Source organism: Halomonas bluephagenesis, from assembly GCF_054790765.1.
On sequence record NZ_CP133631.1, the window covers coordinates 3,960,852 to 3,976,653 of the forward strand.

Consider the following 15,802-nt stretch of genomic DNA (forward strand, 5'->3'; position numbering starts at 1 on the left):
AGCCTAACAAGCTCAGTAAATTGTACGGTGGCATGTAATAATAGAACGGCATTGATGGTGAGACGGAGAAACATGGACGCAATTTACACGTTCTTCTTAGTAGGCGGTTCCCTGATGGCGCTCAGCATTTTAGCGAGCCGCCTTTCATCAATGATGGGTGTACCACTGCTACTGATTTTTCTAGGGCTTGGCATGCTGGCGGGGGAAGAAGGCCTGCTAGGGGTTGAGTTTGACGATTACACCATGGCGTTCACGATTGGCCATCTAGCGCTCGCGATGATTCTGCTGGATGGCGGCCTTCGCACTCGATTAAAAACGTTCCGTGTCGGCTTTAGGCCAGCGCTCTCGCTAGCCACCTTTGGCGTCTTTATCACCAGCGCTATTGTTGGTGTTATTTCCATGTGGGTGTTTGACCTTTCCCTAGTACAAGGATTGCTCGTCGGAGCAATTGTTGGCTCCACCGATGCCGCGGCCGTGTTCTCAATGCTTAGCGGCCGCGGGGTTAACCTCAACGAGCGAGTAGGGGCCACGCTTGAAATTGAATCGGGTACCAACGACCCGATGGCCATTTTCCTAACGCTGATGTTGGTCGAGCTGTTGGTTGGCGATATTGGCGGCATTGGCGAAACACTACTGTTCTTCATTTCCCAGTTTGGCATTGGTTTAGTTGTTGGTATTGGCGGTGGCTGGCTAAGTGCTAAGCTGCTGCGTTGGTTAGATTTAGCCCCCGGCCTTTATGCCATGTTAGCGCTGGCGCTTGGGTTTAGCGTGTTTGGATTAACCAGTGTGCTAGGCGGAAGCGGCTTCCTGGCCATTTATTTAGCAGGGTTGATGATTGGTAATCAGCCTGGGCGGCACCTTAACTTTATTCTTCCGGTACACGATGGGTTGGCTTGGCTGAGCCAGATTGGCTTGTTTCTGGTGCTGGGTTTGCTCGTCACTCCAAGCCAGTTGTGGGACGTGGCATTGCCAGCAGGGCTAGTTGCTCTAGCACTGATTTTTGTTGCGCGGCCCCTAGCGGTGTTGATCACTATTAAGCCGTTTTTCAAATTCCGCTGGCGAGAAACCTTCTTTATTGCCTGGGTTGGCCTGCGGGGCGCGGTGCCTATTGTATTGGCTATCTTCCCGCTAATCGGCGGGGTAGAAAACGCTTCGTTGTACTTTAACGTAGCGTTTGCGGTGGTACTGATGTCGCTGCTTATTCAGGGCGGTTCGCTAACATTTATGGCCCGATGGCTGAAAGTAGAAGTACCTGTAGGCACCACGCCGAACCGCCGAGGGCCGCTGGGCATAATGCCGGAAAATGATTTTGAGATGTTTGTTTACGTGGTCGAAAACGAAGACTTAGAAGATGTTCCTATCCGGCTACTGCGTTTCCCTTCAGGCGCATTGATTTCGGCGCTATTTCGCAACCACGTCATGCTCCACCCCAAGGGGAGTACGCGGCTTAAGCTTGATGATGTTATTTGTGTCATTGGCCGCACCGAAGACCTCGTTGCGCTCAACCGCCTATTCAACGGCGATGCAAAGCTCAAACAAGAGCGTGCCTTCTTCGGTACCTTCACCTTGGATGGCGAGGCGCAAATGCAAGATATTGCCCAAGCCTATGGTTTAACCTTAAGCCCTGGCGAGCAGGACATGACGCTGGCGGAGTTTATCTCGCTACGCGTCGGTGGCCACCCAGTAGTCGGCGACGATGTCGACTGGCATGGCATTCACTGGGTGGTCAGTGAAATGGAAGGCGGGAATATTACCCGTGTCGGCTTAAGGCTCTACTAATTAACCGGAAAGGCGTTGACTTCCAAGGGAAAGCTGTTATTATACGCACCCATAAGCCGGAGGGATGGCAGAGCGGTTGAATGCACCGGTCTTGAAAACCGGCATAGGTTAATAGCCTATCCAGGGTTCGAATCCCTGTCCCTCCGCCATTTATTGAAAAAGCCCGTAAGTCAAAGACTTACGGGCTTTTGCTTTTGGGGATTTGTCCCAACAGTTTGTCCCAATGCATAGAGTAAATATCTCTAGTCTGTTATCATTATTATTCGATAAAAGCTATTGAAATATCTTGATTGATAGTATTCGCTTATCAATCTAAGAGGTGTGAAAGTTAACCATAACCATGGTAGCTCTTAGGATGAAAAGTATTGATTTATTTTGTGGTGCTGGCGGTCTTTCTTGTGGCTTGAAAATGGCCGGCTTCGATACCATCCTAGCCAATGAGCTGAAAGCAAGCCATGCAGAGACATTTAAACACAACCACCCTAATGCTGAGATGGTGATAGGCGATATCCGCCAATTGTGTGCTGTAGATCTCAAGGGAAAGCTTAACCTAGAAGAAAATGAGTTAGACCTTGTGGCAGGCGGTCCTCCTTGCCAGGGTTTCTCTGTAAATGCTCCTATAAGAGATTTGGATGATGAGCGAAATCATTTATTCAAAGACTTTTTACGGATAGCATTTGAGTTAATGCCTAAGGCAATCCTTATTGAAAATGTTCCTGGTATTGTATCACTTGGAAAAGGAACAGTTGTTAAGCAAATATATAAAGAATTAGAAAGTAGGGGCTATAGAGTAGAGCATCGTATTCTGTATGCAGGTCATTATGGAGTGCCCCAACTACGGTTCAGAACTATAATTATCGCGGTTAAAGGCAGGGAAAAAGAAATATATTTCCCACAGCCTCAATACAATTCAACAGCAAGAGCTAATTTTGCTGGGGCAAAAGAACTTTGCTTAAAGCTACTCCCCTTGTTTGCTTCTGAGTTAAAAAAACAAACAACCGTTTGGGATGCTCTTTCTGATTTACCACCCATAGAAAGCGGATCAGTTAATACTTTAATGAATTATGAAGCACCCCCTCAGGGTGAGTATCAGAAATACTTGAGGAAAAACTCAGATAAAGTAACTAACCATAGTTGTAATGGCCTCGGTCCAGTCAATTTAGAACGTTTGAAGCACATTCCTCAAGGAGGGAGTTGGCGAGATATTCCGTTCGATATGTTGCCAAAAGGCTTACAGAGAGCTCGACGTAGTGACCATACCAAGAGATATGGCAGGCTCTCACCTGACTCGCTTTGTTCAACGATACTAACTAAATGCGACCCACATTGGGGAAGTTTTTTCCACCCAATTCAAGATCGAGTTATTTCTGTTAGAGAGGCTGCACGTATCCAGTCTTTTCCTGATGACTACAGTTTTCTAGGAAGTTTACAAGAGCAATATGAACAGGTAGGAAATGCTGTTCCTCCGCTAATGGCTAGGGCTATTGGGGGAGAGATTAGAAAAATGATTCAGGAGAGCATATAGTGGTAAACAGGCCAAATAAAGATCTTATAGAAATATTCGGCTATGCCCCGGATGATTTAAGTACGGAAGCAAGGTCCCTTTGGAACTTGGAAGCTTGCCCTTTTACACAATCAAAATGCACAAAAGCAAATCATGACAAGAGCATTGTTTATGGAACCTGTAGTGTAACTTCTCCATATGGTGACTGTATAATTTGCCCAAATCGCTTGTATGAAAATAACTACTCTTCACTTAAAAGAATAGCTGTAGATGCTTTTGGCCATGATTTTGATTTTATAACTTTCAACGAATATATACCTAAGAGAAGTGACGGAAAAGAATACATTGTTGCATTAGGAATGTCGTCAGGAAAAGAAGTAAAACTAGCTAGGAAACTATCAATGGATTGGGTCCTGGCAAAAGTAAAAAATGGTAAATTACAGCAATATGTTGGTGTGGAAGTTCAAAGCATCGACATTACAGGAAACTATAGAGATTCCTGGCATACCTATAAAAATCTGAATACCTCCTTTAGTGGTGACATACCTCGCTCAGAGCACGGACTAAACTGGGCAAACGTGCATAAGCGACTAATTCCCCAGCTTATTCGAAAAGGGGTTGTATACTCTAATTCCAAGCTAGTGCCTTCAGGACTATACTTTATTGTGCCTGATATTGTTTATAAAAAGTTTGAAGATATCATTGGGGAAGATATACCCTTAGTGAATTATAAATCACCCGAAGTTATGACTGTGCATACTTATTCTTTATCTGATCCTGTGCCTCATGGTCAGCAAAGGGAGATATTGCTAAATAGAAACATTCGTTTTGAGCTTAGCGAGTTTTCTGAGCGGTTTATTACAGGAGCAAGCCTTCCCTCAGGGGAAGAGTTAGACGAAGCTGTGCGACGAGTGCTTGGCATGTGAGTCACCTTATTCATTTTTCACTTATTAAAGAAGCTGATACTCCCTTTCTCAATAGCTGTGAGTGAGCGAAGCGAATGAGAGCCCGTAAGGGCGGTAGGGTAGAAAACAAAGAAATGCCTGCGAGAGCAGGCTGGGTGTGGTTTTCAATAAAAAAATGGTTCATAGAAGACTATATAAATAGGTCGTTTTAAAAAAAAGCCATTCTTCAAGTAGTTTAGCAAGAAATATGGGTTTCATGACTTGTAAGGTTTACAATATTACTTGTAAACCTTACAAGTTTTGTTTTTTGTGATATAATAAAAAAGCACTCTTGGTGGGAGTGCTTTGAACTTACTACATTTTAATAAGGAAAACCTTGCATGGATGATTATAACATAAAAGAAGAAAAAGACAATAATGAAGTTAATGGGGAAAGCAAGCTAGGTGGGTTTTATAGTGGCTTTTTCCTTTATGGACAAAACAAAGGAGGATTCAGTATGGGGCTACAAAAATACGAAACAAGAATAAGAAAAAAAATACTTAATTTAAAAGAAAAGAAGAAATTATCAAATAATTTAAATGAGCAAAAAAGTATAGAGAAAGAGGTGTTGTTCTTAAAAACTCGCCTTATCAATAATACCGATAATGCCATATATAATTACTTAACAGATAGGGTTTCAAAACATAATGTTGTTAATATGAATAGAGTCAAAAAAACACAAAAGGCAATAGCTGAAGAATTGGCTCTTGATGCGACAGCAGTATCAAAGTCATTCAAAAAGCTAAAAGAACTCCATATTATCGATTTTACAAAGTCTGGAAGTGCATTTGAGAAAATATTTATATCACCTCGAATTCTGTGGAAGAAGGATGTGCATATTCACAGTAAAGTTATATATGACCTAAACCATCTTGGTGGGTTTGATAATTTCAGAATAAATCCTTTTGAAGTTGATGATGAATACTTAAATCCACCTGAGAAAAACAAAGCAGCATAGGGGACGATATGGAAAATATGCTCTGTGATTTGTTCAGTGAAAAACCAAGCGATACCGCCAGGGTTGTTGAAGGCGGTATTGTGTTAAAGGTGGAAGGGGATGGCTTCGTGTATTACAAAAAGCAAGCCATTTTTGAAAGCAAGAATGAGTTATTGAAAGAAGAAATGCTTAATATAGGGGGCGAATAATGCCCCTTTCACATTGAATAGCCTTGGTCGTTTTTTGGGCTTTTCTTTTTGTTTTTTATTTTAAGCGAGTTGTTAATCTCTCTAACTCGCTCAATAATTCGCCCGAGTGGGTTAGATGTGCTTCTAAACTGATCGACATTTCGTTTAAATCTTTTGATACTGCTATCCTGACGTCGCTCAGCTTGTTCTCGTAGGCTATTGCTAGTTGCTCTGAATGTTTCCTCTCTCTCAATATCTCGTCTTTCAGAAGTTTGTTCTCTTGTTCTAGCTTTGTCATTCTCGCTTCTTGATTCGTCATAAAGTTTGAAATCATTTCTTTGATGTGCTGTTCCATTGCAATTCTCCTTATTGTATTTATCCATCAACTTTTCTTTTTTATATTTCATGTGCTCTTTGTATGTTTCTTTTTTCTTGTTTATTTTTTGAACCCGTTCTTCTTCATATCGCTTCATAAGCTCGTTTCTGTAATCTTCGCTTGAAAAGTGTTTGTAATCTGTTCCTTCTTCAAATATTGAATCGCCCCAGGTTTCATAGACACCTCCAGGCCCTATACTAAAGGTATCTAGGAGGAACCATGAGCCATCCCCGCTACACTGAAGAATTCAAAATCGAAGCCGTCAAACAAGTGGTAGAGCGCGGCCATCGCGTGGCCGAGGTCGCTGAGCGGCTAGGCGTGTCAGGTCACAGCCTGTACAACTGGATTAAGCGATACGATAAGCCGGTAGAACAACGGCAAGAGGATGATGATCTCCAAGCTGAAAACCGTCGTTTGAAGGCCGAACTCAAACGCGTATTAGAAGAGCGAGACATATTAAAAAAGGCCACCGCGTACTTCGCCAGGGAGTCCGACTGAGGTACGCGTTTATTCAAAATTATTCGAGCCAATATTCGGTACGTCGCTTGTGTCAGATGATGGCAGTGCACCCCAGCGGTTACTACGCATGGTGTAAAAAAGCGCTCTCTAATCGAGCGCGGGAAGATGAGCGCTTGCTGGGATTGATCAAGCACTCCTGGCTTGAAAGCGGCGGTGTATATGGCTATCGCAAGGTCTACCAGGACTTGCGTGAAGCTGGCGAAGCTTGTGGGAAGCACCGTGTGGCGCGTCTTATGAATAGGGAAGGTTTACGCTCTCAGACGGGCTATCGACGACGCCCTGGCGGCTATGGCGATGGGAAACCGACTGCCGTATCCCCTAACCATTTAGACCGTCAGTTTGAAGTAACAGCGCCAAATATTGCTTGGGTGACGGACATCACGTACATCCGCACTTACGAAGGCTGGCTTTACCTATCGGTAGTTATCGACCTGTTTTCCCGTCAAGTGATTGGCTGGTCGATGAAGTCTCGCATGACTACGGAGTTGGCACTGGATGCTTTGTTATCAGCAGTCTGGCGACGCAAGCCACAAGGAACGGTGATGGTGCATTCGGATCAAGGGAGCCAGTTTAGCAGTGGAGACTGGCAAAGCTTTCTGAAAGCGAATTGCTTGGTAGGCAGTATGAGCCGACGTGGTAACTGTCATGACAACGCCGTTGCTGAAAGCTTCTTTCAACTTCTCAAGCGGGAGCGAATCAAGCGACAGATTTATTCAACACGCGAAGCGGCTAGACGTGACGTGTTCAATTACATTGAAATGTTTTACAACCCAAAGCGCCGACACGGCACAAGTGATAACTTGTCACCGGTTGATTATGAAAGGCGTTACTTTAAGAGCCTAACGGGTGTCTAAAATATCCGGGGCGATTCATATCGAACCTGTAAGCCTTACGGGCTTGTGTGTTTCAGGGTTGATTACAGAAATAGACTTTTTAGTGGTTCTTGAGACTTTGTATTCTGCCTTGTTTAGAAGCTCTATAACATCATTCCTGTTTTTACATAGCCCATCTTCTACACACTGCACAAGGTTTTCAGTCAAAGCTTGTTTTAAATGCCTCCTATTATGCTCAGGGCTTGCTTCATCAACTGGCTTATAGGCACTAAAAAACTCCGGTGTAAAGCTTCTTTTTTTATCTGGAAGAGTGGGGTCTGAAAATCCATTTTCGAAGTTGACAATATCTTTCCAAGCATTAACACGTTTTAAATCAGCCCCATGAAAATAAGGGGTTAATCCTTTTCCACTCCTAAGCTCTTCTTTGGCGAACAGGAAGTTAAGTTCTATGTTTTCTTTGTCTTCGTGTAAAATCCATACACCACAATATTGGTCTTTATCTAAACCCGGAAATAAAGTTTCTTCAAAGCCATCCATCACTTCTTGAAGCTTTTTGTTGACTTCTGTTTCACTGCCAAATCTCTCTATTAAGTCCTTTCTACTTTCTTCAAAATACAGTCCGCCACTGGTGTATTTTCCTGCATGATTGCCATACCCAACAATCTGCTCGAATTCGTCAGGCGAACCATTTAATAGAACGGGCTGAAAGCCTCTCTCACGGCCTTTGTGGTCTTTGTTGCCTAACAGGTAGCCTGTTGCCCCTTTCGCGGCTCTAAGTGGGTTTTTAGGCAATCCTCGCTTTTCTTTTCTAAACTTAACTATCATTGTGTGCCTCCCTATGCTTTTCTTTCAGTTCTCCTGTCTCTGCTCTGATATTGTGAAGCACATCGATTAGTTCTAATATGTTAATAGCATCACCAGCCTTGGCTGTGCTATTAACTTGTTTAGCAATTTGGTTTAAGTTGTTGCCTATTCTTGCTATACCTCTTATTAAAGAAGGATCTGCTCGTTGAGTTTTGCGACCACCTTTATGTGATTTGGAACTAGATAAGGCTGACTCCCTGAAAATGTCAGCCATAGGCTTGCCGTATAGGTAAGCCAATTCCTTAATTTTTTTATACTCAATATCATTTACACGAACCTTCATTTCAATGGTTCGCTTTAGTTGCTTTTCGTTTTCTTCAATAACATCCATGTTATATCTCCTTTTATTGTTTTTATTCCGGTGTTGATTTGGGGGATTGAAGGGGGCTTGCCCCCTCACCAGCAGTGGAGTCCCCGCAGGGGACGGAACGATATGCTGGCTTCAATCCAACTTCAATAACTACATTATAACATATAGTTAGATTTAAATGTCTGGTAGAGTTTTAATTGCCTCTAATTTCTGTTTGGCACTTGCTCCTTCGCTGTATATATCGAAAGTGACAGTCCCGGTTTCGTGCCCGACAATAGAAGCGATAACGAGAGGCTTAACATCGTTGTGTTGCAGTGCAGTTATAACTGTTTTGCGGATGCTGTGAAATACATAGCGAGCATCATAGCCGAGCTCTCTCTTGATACGACCAAAAGCCTTGCTTATTGAGTCGGAGCGGATGCCATATTTATTCCCGCCCGATGTGTGTATTAAATAGCCATCGGAATCGGCATTTTTCACCAACTGTTCAACAAGCGGTTTCAAGCTTGAATGAATCGGAATTTTTCTAATGCTCGCATCTGTCTTGCCTTCCTCGACATATAAGCTCTGAATGCCGTTTTCAGCGACGATATGACTTTTCTTGAGCCTACATACCTCTTCGATACGACAGCCCGTTAAGCCCGCTATTTTGATAGCATAAGCCACATGATGCTTTTGCTTGGATATAGCGAACTCATACAGTTTTTTCACTTCTTCAGTTTTGAAGGCTAGTCGTTTCTCTTCCTTCTTCTTGCCTTTCTTCTTATCGTTTGGCATTTCATGACCCAAGAACGGGTTGTCTCTTGTGTCATATCGGCTTTTATAGTCTTTGTCGTATTTTGAAGCCCATTTGTGGAAGCTTGAGCCTGCATGGATGTGGTTTTTCTTCGTTTTTGTGCTTACATTCAAGCTATCTAGAAACTGCTGGTAGCTGTCGAACGACAATTCAAGACCATTGCTTTCGAGATAATTTTTAAGCACTTTCAACTTAGAGATGAAAGTATCAACGGTTTTCGGAGCTAGCTCCTTGATTTCGACTTGATGCTTTTGGAAAGCTTCAAGTCGTTGAGAGGTAAAAGGTGATTTTGGTTTAAAATCTTCTGGATTATTTATCATTTTAATCAACTCGTTGGCCTGTGTTTCACTGAAACCTTTATCTTTCAAGCCCCAGTATTCTATAAGGTTGCGAATATCTTGGCTAATCTGCTGATATTCAAGGACAAGCTCAGCACTTGCTCGACTATCTTCAGGAAAGCGATTCTCTATATCGTCTAGCTTGTCATTCCATTTTTTTAGTCCATCTTCATCATTTTCGAAGATATAAGCTATATGCTTTTTATTTAACTGATTGTTATTTCTGACAATTTTTTTTGTAAAATCAGAATGGCCATAAATGTGGTTCATAAGGATGTCTTTATATATTTTTTTGAGCCCCATCCCACCCGAGTGATATGAATGCAGCTCATTCTCAAAATCATCCTGTTCAACACCTTGTCTTGCCATCCTTATGCGAGACTTCCATTCAGACAAGATTGTAAGCTTGCGGAGGTGTGCTTCTGCTTTGTTTCCAGTCTTCAAGGATTTCGTTAGCTTCCGACGGTTTCCGAATGCATGTCGTACATCGGTAGGCAGTTCAAGGCGAACGTGCCAGGTTGAGCCTTTCAGTATGAGATTGTCTGCCATATGATTCCTGCTAATTTGTCCCAGTAATTTGTCCCAAATTAGCAGAAAATCAACGTATATCAAGTATTTCAACGGTTTAAATGAAGAATCGGATAGTCCCTGTCCCTCCGCCAAAACATTAAGGGAATCAGCTACTTAGCTGGTTCCTTTTTTTGTTTCTAGGCATCAAAAAAGGGCGAAAATATAACGAGGGGAACACCTACCGTTATACTGCTTTCGCTAGACCAGTGCACAATAGACGAATGTCTAGTCTTCTAAGAACTCTTCCGCTCCTAACGTATTTACTGTCAGCACCCGCTTTGCGCGCAGATAGACCTCAGTCGTTCGACGGTCGCTGTGCTGTAAGTTGGTCATTGCGTCATAGCCTTGGTCATCCGCATCGGTCGCGTGCTTGGCGCGGATGTCATGCTCGGTAAATCGCTCGACGTGACCTTCATGCATCGCCTTCCGCATTCCGTATTGCCAGCGACTGTGAAACTTATCCTTGTTGTAGGGCATACCGTCCCGCTTGCAGAACAGCGTGGGGCCTTGCTTGCCACGGCCTAGATTGTCGGCCTTTATCTCCTGCACTAATCGCCTCAGCTCATCGTCCCACGGTATCAGCGCCTGCTTACCTGCCTTACTGCTGCGTAAAACGATGCCGTCCGGTGTAAGCTGATCCAGACGAAGAGTGAGAAGATCGCGTTGGCGTAAGCCGGTTTTGTATTTCAGTAGGGCGTACCGGCGTACCCACGGGGAAGTGAATTTCAGGAAGCGGCTAAACTCTGCGTGGGTGATATAGCGGTCACGTGGCTTTAGTTTAAACTTGGTTACTGGATCGGCGGGGTTGTGTTCGACAATTCCCCAGCGCTGGGCGTACCTAAATATGTGCTTGAGCAATGCCAGCTCATGGTTGGCCTGCGTTTTAGACTGAACGCCGCGGGCGTCCATATAGCGATAAATGTCGTGAACCGTTATATCGCCTGGCTCACAATCGGCAAACACGGCGCGCAGCTTTTTAAGCTCCTGCAGGTTGGAACGCCGTGTTGCCTCTGCTGGTTTAGCGGGGATGATCTCAGCTTCATAGCGTTCGAATATGCGGCCCATGCCTGCCTTGGGGAATAGCCGCTCTTGCCACTGTTCGTACGCGGCTTGAGCTTCCTTGGCAGTTTCTCCTAGTCGTATCCAGCTTTTGCCCACCAGTGCTTTCTGGCGGGCGTTGCATTTATAGCGCCATGCGCCACTTTTCCAATACACCCTGGGGATGCCTGGGTTTTCCTGCGTCATGCGTGTAAGGCCTCAAAATTAGGTCGTTTGGTTTCTGGCGCCTGACTGAGATCTTCGCCGCAAAGCACTTGCTCAACATGCCGACGGCCTACAATAAGTGCGCCACTGGCATTAACCTTCCAGCGCCCCCCCATGGCATCAAGCGAGGCGCATTGCTCCTTGGTTCGCTTGCGGCCAGTTAGTGTCTCTATCTCACCTAGCGTTAATAACAGGTCCATGATGGCGTCTCCCTTGGTGGACAGCGAGGCCCAAGCAGGGCCTGCGGGCACAAAAAAACCGCCAGCAGGCGGTAATATTGATAATGTTTTTTAAAGTCTATGGAGAAGTATGTAGATGCTTATCGACTATGACATCGAAACCTACGATGGGACTCAAAGAGTATTTGCTAGAACCATAAAAGCTGGAACTGTAGGTGTAAGAAAGCTTGATGAAATGATGCGCTGTCTAACGGCTAGTTATGCACAATTAACTGGTGATGAGATAGTTAACTCCTTTTTGAATAAGAACGCTAAGCCCCATCACGACCTTTTACCCGTTAGCCGTACATCGTCTCCCAATGGAGTCACTTACTCATGCGGGGACTCTGTTTATACAATAGTGCGGTCTAAGGCTAGAGTGTAATGCTTAAACAGGTGCGTTGATAATCGCCATTGCGGTGTGTTAGGGATAGACCGCCGTTTGCAGACTATCACGACTATCCGCTTGGCGTTCGGGAGCAGATCGAGCATCTAGGTACTCCGTGCAGCTGACGATAATGAGGTGTTTGCTTTTGCTCAGTATGGGCATGGTGGAAAAGGTTAGGTTGCCACAGTCGGCGATAACATGTCGGCAGGAGATGCACTCTGCGTGGGCTTTGGGTAATAGGTCATGTCTCTCCTAGGCCACCATCGACCAAGTTGCTTTGATTTTAGGTAAAGCGACGATACCGCTCAGACATTGGAATTTGGCTTCGATGTTGCCAGCACGGGCATAGCCTCGGTTGAAGCACAGAGCGCCGCCACCGAGGCCGCAGAATAGGTGAAAATGCTTAATATTTCGAAGTTTCATACACTTATCTCGATTAATATTTGTCTTGAATATGAAAAAAAGTTATTGACATTTGGGGCGTGTATTGATATTTGCGAAATATTGTGGTAATATGGGTTTAGCTGCTTTAGGGATGTGGGTGGGTCTTATCTCCACTTGTCCTTGGCCTTTCCTCTTGCTGATTTTTATCTGCTTCTTGCTCCACTTGGTTAAAAATTGGCTACTAAGCAACACTGGTTCGGGCAAACATCCCGATGAGGAGGGTACCGTCATGCTTAAAAATTTCGGCATCACAATTGCTACATTTTGTGAAGTATCAGCAAACGTCGGTTGGGCCAGTTTGGGTGCGATGCTCGGCTCCATCCCTAAAGCAGCTTCAGAAGTTAATCATTACTACTCAACGCCTTAATGTCCTCATCACTCAGGCCCGCCGCCTTAGCGCGCCCCAGTGCGTCATGCTTTTTCTTTTCCGCAGCCCGCTGATGCTGTAGCTCCCTTTCTGCCGCTCTGTCTTCGGCGTTAGGTTCATAAATCCGGCACGGTGCCAGCCAAGAGCAGGGGGTGGCATAGGCTTGGTTGCCGATCCGAATAGCTACTGTCGGCACAATGCCGCAATCAGAGCCTTGAACGTCTTTGCCTTTACCCAAGCGGCGAGCTGTTGATTCAGCTTCGCATACCGCCATCACATAATTTGGCCCACGTCCTTCTGTACCATCGGCGTTTTGGATGACGGCAAACACTTGCTTGGTGTCAATGATGGCGGGATTCTCAAGCAGCTCTAGCACTGCCTCGCTAAGTTCGTGCACCTCAGACATGCTGAGGTGCTGGCATTTGCTGCCTGGCTCTGTCAGCCGTTCTGCTAACTCTTTCAGTCGCTCATTCATAGATGCCTCCTAAATTTGAAAGGCCCCGTATCGTGGGGCTTACGGCTTTGCCTATGCCTACTGATTAACAGTCAGCTCGGCCCGCGCAGGCTGACCCCATGCCAGCAGTTGCAGGTTAGAGCTAAGGAGGGGCGGCATATCTCCGCTGCACTGGCTTATTGGTACAAATAAACCACGCGCCTCCCGAACCGATGTGCAAGCGGTTAGGCGCGATGTGTGTATTCGGTATTTGAGCGCCCCGATAAGGCGTCAGTTAAAAGGTATTTCGTCGTCAAAGTCGTCGTACTGCGCAGAGTTGGGAGCGCCGTATGCCTGTTGCTGGTTATGTTGCGGTGGGTGTTGGCCCTGGGACTGCAGTGGAGCGCCATAGCCTGAGTTATTCGGCGGCGGCTGTTGATAGCCACTGCGCTGCTGATTCTGAGGCGGTTGCTGGTACCCGCTTTGTTGTGGCGCTTGCTGCTGCCCGACGCCATCCAGCATTTGCATATCGTTAGCGACGACTTCCGTGGTGTAGCGATCTTGCCCGCTTTGGTCTTGCCATTTGCGTGTCTGCAGTCGGCCTTCGATATAGACCTTTGAGCCTTTTTTCAAATACTGCTGGGCAATTTCTGCCGTTTTCTTGAACAAGATGACGCGATGCCACTCGGTTCGCTCTTGGCGTTGGCCGCTATTGCGATCCATCCAGCTGTCACTGGTGGCAATGTTGAGATTGGCGACGGCGGTGCTGCCTTTAGTGAAGCGTACTTCTGGGTCTTGGCCCAGGTTGCCAATCAATATGACTTTGTTAATGCCTCGGGCCATGTGACCTCCAAATGAAAAGGGCCCGAAGGCCCTGTGTGGTTGGGTGCTTCCGTTAAGGCTGAAAGGTACCCAGTAGGCACTCGCTTTCCGGCAGGCCGTCAGTGACTAGTGCAGCGAACTCGGCGGCGATCTCTTCTTTGGCGGCATCCAGCGCGATAGCGCGCAACCCAAACGATGGCCCGCCTTTGGTCTTGCTGGAAACGCGCATCGCCAGTGTGCGCTCTGTTAAGCCCTCGTAGGGTGTTAGCTTCCAGTAGATAACGGCAGGCAAGCGTTCGGCGTTCTTTACGGTGACGCTGTTCATGACGCCAACTCGGCTGGAATGCTCTTGCTTTTCGCTCTCAATGTTGGTGAGATCTTCTAGGCTGACTTTCCGGAAAGCGTGAATTACCTTGGTACGCTCCAGAGGTTCGCCTTTGCTGTTTTCAAACTCCAATAGATGGCCCCAATCTTCTACCAGCTCGACCATTTCCTCCTGATCGAAGGTGCTGCCGTCGGCGTGCAGGTAAGCTGTGAACTCTGGCGTTTTGGGTAGGTTCAGGGTGGCGGAATGATCGCAGTGGCCAGGGCGCTCTGGAATGCCGATATCCAGATATGAGCATGCCGCCATAGCGTCGCGGTCGATGAATACGGGCGCTTCGCTCTTGCGGCCCGCCACGTAGGAAATAAAATCTTTCAGCCCTTTGGTTCTGAATTGCCCACGAAAGCGGCGGCGCTGGTCTTGGTACTTCTCCATATCCACCAGTTTGAAATTATCACCGACGATCAACGCGTGACCTTCGGCGGCTTCGGTGCCAGTTTTGTGGCTGGCTTCAATGTGCTGCAGGGCTTCTTTGGTCAATGACATTAGTGCTGTTCTCCTTGTTGTTGAATGGTGCCTTTACGATGCGGGTGGCCAAGCATGTCGAACTGGTTCTTGGGCTCCAGCGTCATTTCGCCGCCCGTGTTCACACACATGACCGTTTCGGTGGTGTGTTCTTCCGACTGCGTGCCGTGCTCGGTCGGGATCTTGAAGGCCAGCTTATGAGTAACGCCGACCCGGGCGCCGGATCCGATATTCTCGATAGTGAGATCTATCGAAACCTTGCCTTTCTTCTTTGGGTTGTCCGTTGCGGCTGCTGCTGCATGGCTAAGGACTTTACCCAGGCGTTCAGCCAATACGCCGCCGTCCAGGTCTTCAAGGAACCTGGTCACATCGGTGGGATGAGACATTGCGAGTTACCTCATTGAGGTGTGGTGAGTAGGGCCAGAGGCCCAAGGGTGGGGAATGAGTTAAGCGGCTTTCGCTTCGTGATCGAGCAGGTGCCAGTAAACCTCCATGCAGGCGCGGGTATCGGCCATAGCGCTGTGCGCATTTTCCAACTGCTTACCGGTGAAGAACTCGTAGGCTTCAGATAGCTTTGGTGACTTGTAGCCATACCGGCCTTTGGGTGGCATCTGCATAATGGGTTTGGCCAGAAGCATAGTGTCGGCAAACTCTTCTTTATCGGCCCACGCCTCTGCGTCGCCTTCGCTCATATAGCGTTTGGCGGCGATGCGGATAATGCGCTGATCAAAGGTGCGGTTGTGAGCGACCCGTGGGTACCGGCCCCAAAGCTGAAAGAAGAGGTTGAGGGCTAGTGATTCATCTACACCGACAGCGGCAGCATGCTCATGTGTGATGCCGTGAATATCAGATACCTCGGTAGGAATTTCCCAGCCGTCAGGAGCAATGATCAAATCTAGTGTGGCGATTTCCTTACGTGCATCGGTGTCAGCCAGAATGGCGGCTAGTTGCACCAGGTGCGGTTGGTGTTCGCTTTCGCTGGGAGATTTCCAGTCAGGAAGACCAGTGGTTTCAGTGTCGAAGAAAAGAACAGGGTTCATAGTAGGCTCCAAAGAAAAGGG

Annotated in this window: 19 protein-coding genes and 1 tRNA gene; 8 read left to right on the top strand and 12 right to left on the bottom strand. The window is 46.4% G+C overall.

Going from position 1 to position 15,802, the window contains the following annotated elements; all coding sequences use genetic code 11:
- Nucleotides 1–72 precede the first annotated feature (72 nt).
- The 6 genes from REH51_RS18015 (at nucleotide 73) to REH51_RS18040 (ending at nucleotide 5,374) form a co-directional block, all read left to right on the top strand.
- Nucleotides 73–1,779, top strand: coding sequence for a potassium/proton antiporter (locus REH51_RS18015; RefSeq protein ID WP_009724345.1), 1,707 nt, complete (start codon nucleotides 73–75; stop codon nucleotides 1,777–1,779).
- Nucleotides 1,780–1,837: 58 nt separating this feature from the next.
- Nucleotides 1,838–1,928: transfer RNA gene (locus REH51_RS18020), tRNA-Ser, on the top strand.
- Nucleotides 1,929–2,134: 206 nt separating this feature from the next.
- Entirely contained in the window at nucleotides 2,135–3,304 is a 1,170-nt protein-coding gene (locus REH51_RS18025) for a DNA cytosine methyltransferase (RefSeq protein WP_498936502.1), read from the top strand.
- Complete coding sequence (locus REH51_RS18030) at nucleotides 3,304–4,209, top strand: NotI family restriction endonuclease (protein ID WP_221927893.1); 906 nt, start codon at nucleotides 3,304–3,306, stop codon at nucleotides 4,207–4,209. The genes REH51_RS18025 and REH51_RS18030 overlap by 1 nt, the downstream gene beginning before the upstream one ends.
- 359 nt (nucleotides 4,210–4,568) lie before the next feature.
- Nucleotides 4,569–5,186, top strand: a complete 618-nt coding sequence (locus REH51_RS18035; protein ID WP_009724348.1) for a hypothetical protein — start codon at nucleotides 4,569–4,571, stop codon at nucleotides 5,184–5,186.
- Nucleotides 5,187–5,194: 8 nt separating this feature from the next.
- Entirely contained in the window at nucleotides 5,195–5,374 is a 180-nt protein-coding gene (locus REH51_RS18040) for a hypothetical protein (protein WP_009724349.1), read from the top strand.
- An 8-nt stretch (nucleotides 5,375–5,382) separates the two neighbouring features.
- Here the strand turns inward: REH51_RS18040 and REH51_RS18045 are convergent, their stop codons facing one another.
- Nucleotides 5,383–5,826: a hypothetical protein gene (locus REH51_RS18045; protein ID WP_143759773.1), complete on the bottom strand. Its 444-nt coding sequence runs from the start codon at nucleotides 5,824–5,826 to the stop codon at nucleotides 5,383–5,385.
- A gap of 122 nt (nucleotides 5,827–5,948) precedes the next feature.
- On the opposite strand from REH51_RS18045, the gene REH51_RS18050 reads away from it, so the two are divergent.
- Nucleotides 5,949–7,102, top strand: a protein-coding gene (locus REH51_RS18050; RefSeq protein ID WP_143759676.1) for an IS3 family transposase whose coding sequence is annotated in 2 segments (ribosomal slippage) — nucleotides 5,949–6,192 and nucleotides 6,192–7,102 — 1,155 coding nt in all. Because the reading frame shifts where the segments join, the coding sequence is not laid out codon by codon here.
- 15 nt (nucleotides 7,103–7,117) lie between these two features.
- Here REH51_RS18050 and REH51_RS18055 read toward each other — a convergent pair.
- From REH51_RS18055 to REH51_RS18080, 6 genes are all read right to left on the bottom strand, one after another.
- The gene (locus tag REH51_RS18055; protein ID WP_009724351.1) at nucleotides 7,118–7,906 is read right to left on the bottom strand and encodes a relaxase/mobilization nuclease domain-containing protein; all 789 of its coding nucleotides are present in this window, start codon (nucleotides 7,904–7,906) and stop codon (nucleotides 7,118–7,120) included.
- A complete protein-coding gene (locus REH51_RS18060; RefSeq protein ID WP_009724352.1) occupies nucleotides 7,896–8,276 on the bottom strand; it encodes a plasmid mobilization protein in 381 nt (126 codons plus the stop codon). The genes REH51_RS18055 and REH51_RS18060 overlap by 11 nt, the downstream gene beginning before the upstream one ends.
- A 153-nt stretch (nucleotides 8,277–8,429) precedes the next feature.
- Nucleotides 8,430–9,938 (bottom strand): tyrosine-type recombinase/integrase, encoded by a 1,509-nt coding sequence (locus REH51_RS18065; protein WP_009724353.1) that lies wholly within the window; start codon nucleotides 9,936–9,938, stop codon nucleotides 8,430–8,432.
- Nucleotides 9,939–10,184: 246 nt separating this feature from the next.
- Nucleotides 10,185–11,204, bottom strand: a complete 1,020-nt coding sequence (locus tag REH51_RS18070) for a tyrosine-type recombinase/integrase (protein WP_009724354.1) — start codon at nucleotides 11,202–11,204, stop codon at nucleotides 10,185–10,187.
- On the bottom strand, nucleotides 11,201–11,422 hold the full coding sequence (locus tag REH51_RS18075) for a DUF4224 domain-containing protein (RefSeq protein WP_498936504.1): 222 nt from the start codon (nucleotides 11,420–11,422) through the stop codon (nucleotides 11,201–11,203). The genes REH51_RS18070 and REH51_RS18075 overlap by 4 nt, the downstream gene beginning before the upstream one ends.
- A 658-nt stretch (nucleotides 11,423–12,080) precedes the next feature.
- Nucleotides 12,081–12,251, bottom strand: a complete 171-nt coding sequence (locus REH51_RS18080) for a hypothetical protein (protein WP_009724357.1) — start codon at nucleotides 12,249–12,251, stop codon at nucleotides 12,081–12,083.
- Between the two features lie 91 nt (nucleotides 12,252–12,342).
- Here REH51_RS18080 and REH51_RS18085 point away from each other — a divergent pair, with 91 nt between their 5' ends.
- Nucleotides 12,343–12,639, top strand: coding sequence for a hypothetical protein (locus REH51_RS18085; RefSeq protein WP_143759774.1), 297 nt, complete (start codon nucleotides 12,343–12,345; stop codon nucleotides 12,637–12,639).
- Here REH51_RS18085 and REH51_RS18090 read toward each other — a convergent pair.
- The 5 genes from REH51_RS18090 to REH51_RS18110 all read right to left on the bottom strand — a co-directional run bounded on the left by REH51_RS18090 (nucleotide 12,614) and on the right by REH51_RS18110 (nucleotide 15,781).
- On the bottom strand, nucleotides 12,614–13,114 hold the full coding sequence (locus REH51_RS18090; protein ID WP_009724358.1) for a hypothetical protein: 501 nt from the start codon (nucleotides 13,112–13,114) through the stop codon (nucleotides 12,614–12,616). The genes REH51_RS18085 and REH51_RS18090 overlap by 26 nt on opposite strands.
- A 249-nt stretch (nucleotides 13,115–13,363) precedes the next feature.
- Nucleotides 13,364–13,915, bottom strand: coding sequence for a single-stranded DNA-binding protein (gene ssb, locus REH51_RS18095; RefSeq protein WP_009724359.1), 552 nt, complete (start codon nucleotides 13,913–13,915; stop codon nucleotides 13,364–13,366).
- Between the two features lie 52 nt (nucleotides 13,916–13,967).
- Nucleotides 13,968–14,762, bottom strand: coding sequence for a DUF2303 family protein (locus tag REH51_RS18100; RefSeq protein ID WP_009724360.1), 795 nt, complete (start codon nucleotides 14,760–14,762; stop codon nucleotides 13,968–13,970).
- Nucleotides 14,762–15,127 carry a YfdP family phage-associated protein gene (locus tag REH51_RS18105; RefSeq protein ID WP_009724361.1) on the bottom strand — a complete coding sequence of 122 codons (366 nt, stop codon included), beginning with the start codon at nucleotides 15,125–15,127 and terminating at the stop codon, nucleotides 14,762–14,764. Before REH51_RS18105 ends, REH51_RS18100 begins: the two co-directional genes overlap by 1 nt.
- Before the next feature lie 60 nt (nucleotides 15,128–15,187).
- Nucleotides 15,188–15,781 carry a 3'-5' exonuclease gene (locus REH51_RS18110; protein ID WP_009724362.1) on the bottom strand — a complete coding sequence of 198 codons (594 nt, stop codon included), beginning with the start codon at nucleotides 15,779–15,781 and terminating at the stop codon, nucleotides 15,188–15,190.
- Nucleotides 15,782–15,802 lie beyond the last annotated feature (21 nt).

Bases quoted from the DNA above. Each gene is read 5' to 3' on its own strand.
- REH51_RS18015 (WP_009724345.1), top strand. From the start codon at position 73: ATGGACGCAATTTACACGTTCTTCTTAGTAGGCGGTTCCCTGATGGCG.
- REH51_RS18025 (WP_498936502.1), top strand. From the start codon at position 2,135: ATGAAAAGTATTGATTTATTTTGTGGTGCTGGCGGTCTTTCTTGTGGC.
- REH51_RS18035 (WP_009724348.1), top strand. From the start codon at position 4,569: ATGGATGATTATAACATAAAAGAAGAAAAAGACAATAATGAAGTTAAT.
- REH51_RS18040 (WP_009724349.1), top strand. From the start codon at position 5,195: ATGGAAAATATGCTCTGTGATTTGTTCAGTGAAAAACCAAGCGATACC.
- REH51_RS18045 (WP_143759773.1), bottom strand. From the start codon at position 5,826: ATGAAGCGATATGAAGAAGAACGGGTTCAAAAAATAAACAAGAAAAAA.
- REH51_RS18055 (WP_009724351.1), bottom strand. From the start codon at position 7,906: ATGATAGTTAAGTTTAGAAAAGAAAAGCGAGGATTGCCTAAAAACCCA.
- REH51_RS18060 (WP_009724352.1), bottom strand. From the start codon at position 8,276: ATGGATGTTATTGAAGAAAACGAAAAGCAACTAAAGCGAACCATTGAA.
- REH51_RS18065 (WP_009724353.1), bottom strand. From the start codon at position 9,938: ATGGCAGACAATCTCATACTGAAAGGCTCAACCTGGCACGTTCGCCTT.
- REH51_RS18070 (WP_009724354.1), bottom strand. From the start codon at position 11,204: ATGACGCAGGAAAACCCAGGCATCCCCAGGGTGTATTGGAAAAGTGGC.
- REH51_RS18075 (WP_498936504.1), bottom strand. From the start codon at position 11,422: ATGGACCTGTTATTAACGCTAGGTGAGATAGAGACACTAACTGGCCGC.
- REH51_RS18080 (WP_009724357.1), bottom strand. From the start codon at position 12,251: ATGAAACTTCGAAATATTAAGCATTTTCACCTATTCTGCGGCCTCGGT.
- REH51_RS18085 (WP_143759774.1), top strand. From the start codon at position 12,343: ATGGGTTTAGCTGCTTTAGGGATGTGGGTGGGTCTTATCTCCACTTGT.
- REH51_RS18090 (WP_009724358.1), bottom strand. From the start codon at position 13,114: ATGAATGAGCGACTGAAAGAGTTAGCAGAACGGCTGACAGAGCCAGGC.
- ssb (WP_009724359.1), bottom strand. From the start codon at position 13,915: ATGGCCCGAGGCATTAACAAAGTCATATTGATTGGCAACCTGGGCCAA.
- REH51_RS18100 (WP_009724360.1), bottom strand. From the start codon at position 14,762: ATGTCATTGACCAAAGAAGCCCTGCAGCACATTGAAGCCAGCCACAAA.
- REH51_RS18105 (WP_009724361.1), bottom strand. From the start codon at position 15,127: ATGTCTCATCCCACCGATGTGACCAGGTTCCTTGAAGACCTGGACGGC.
- REH51_RS18110 (WP_009724362.1), bottom strand. From the start codon at position 15,781: ATGAACCCTGTTCTTTTCTTCGACACTGAAACCACTGGTCTTCCTGAC.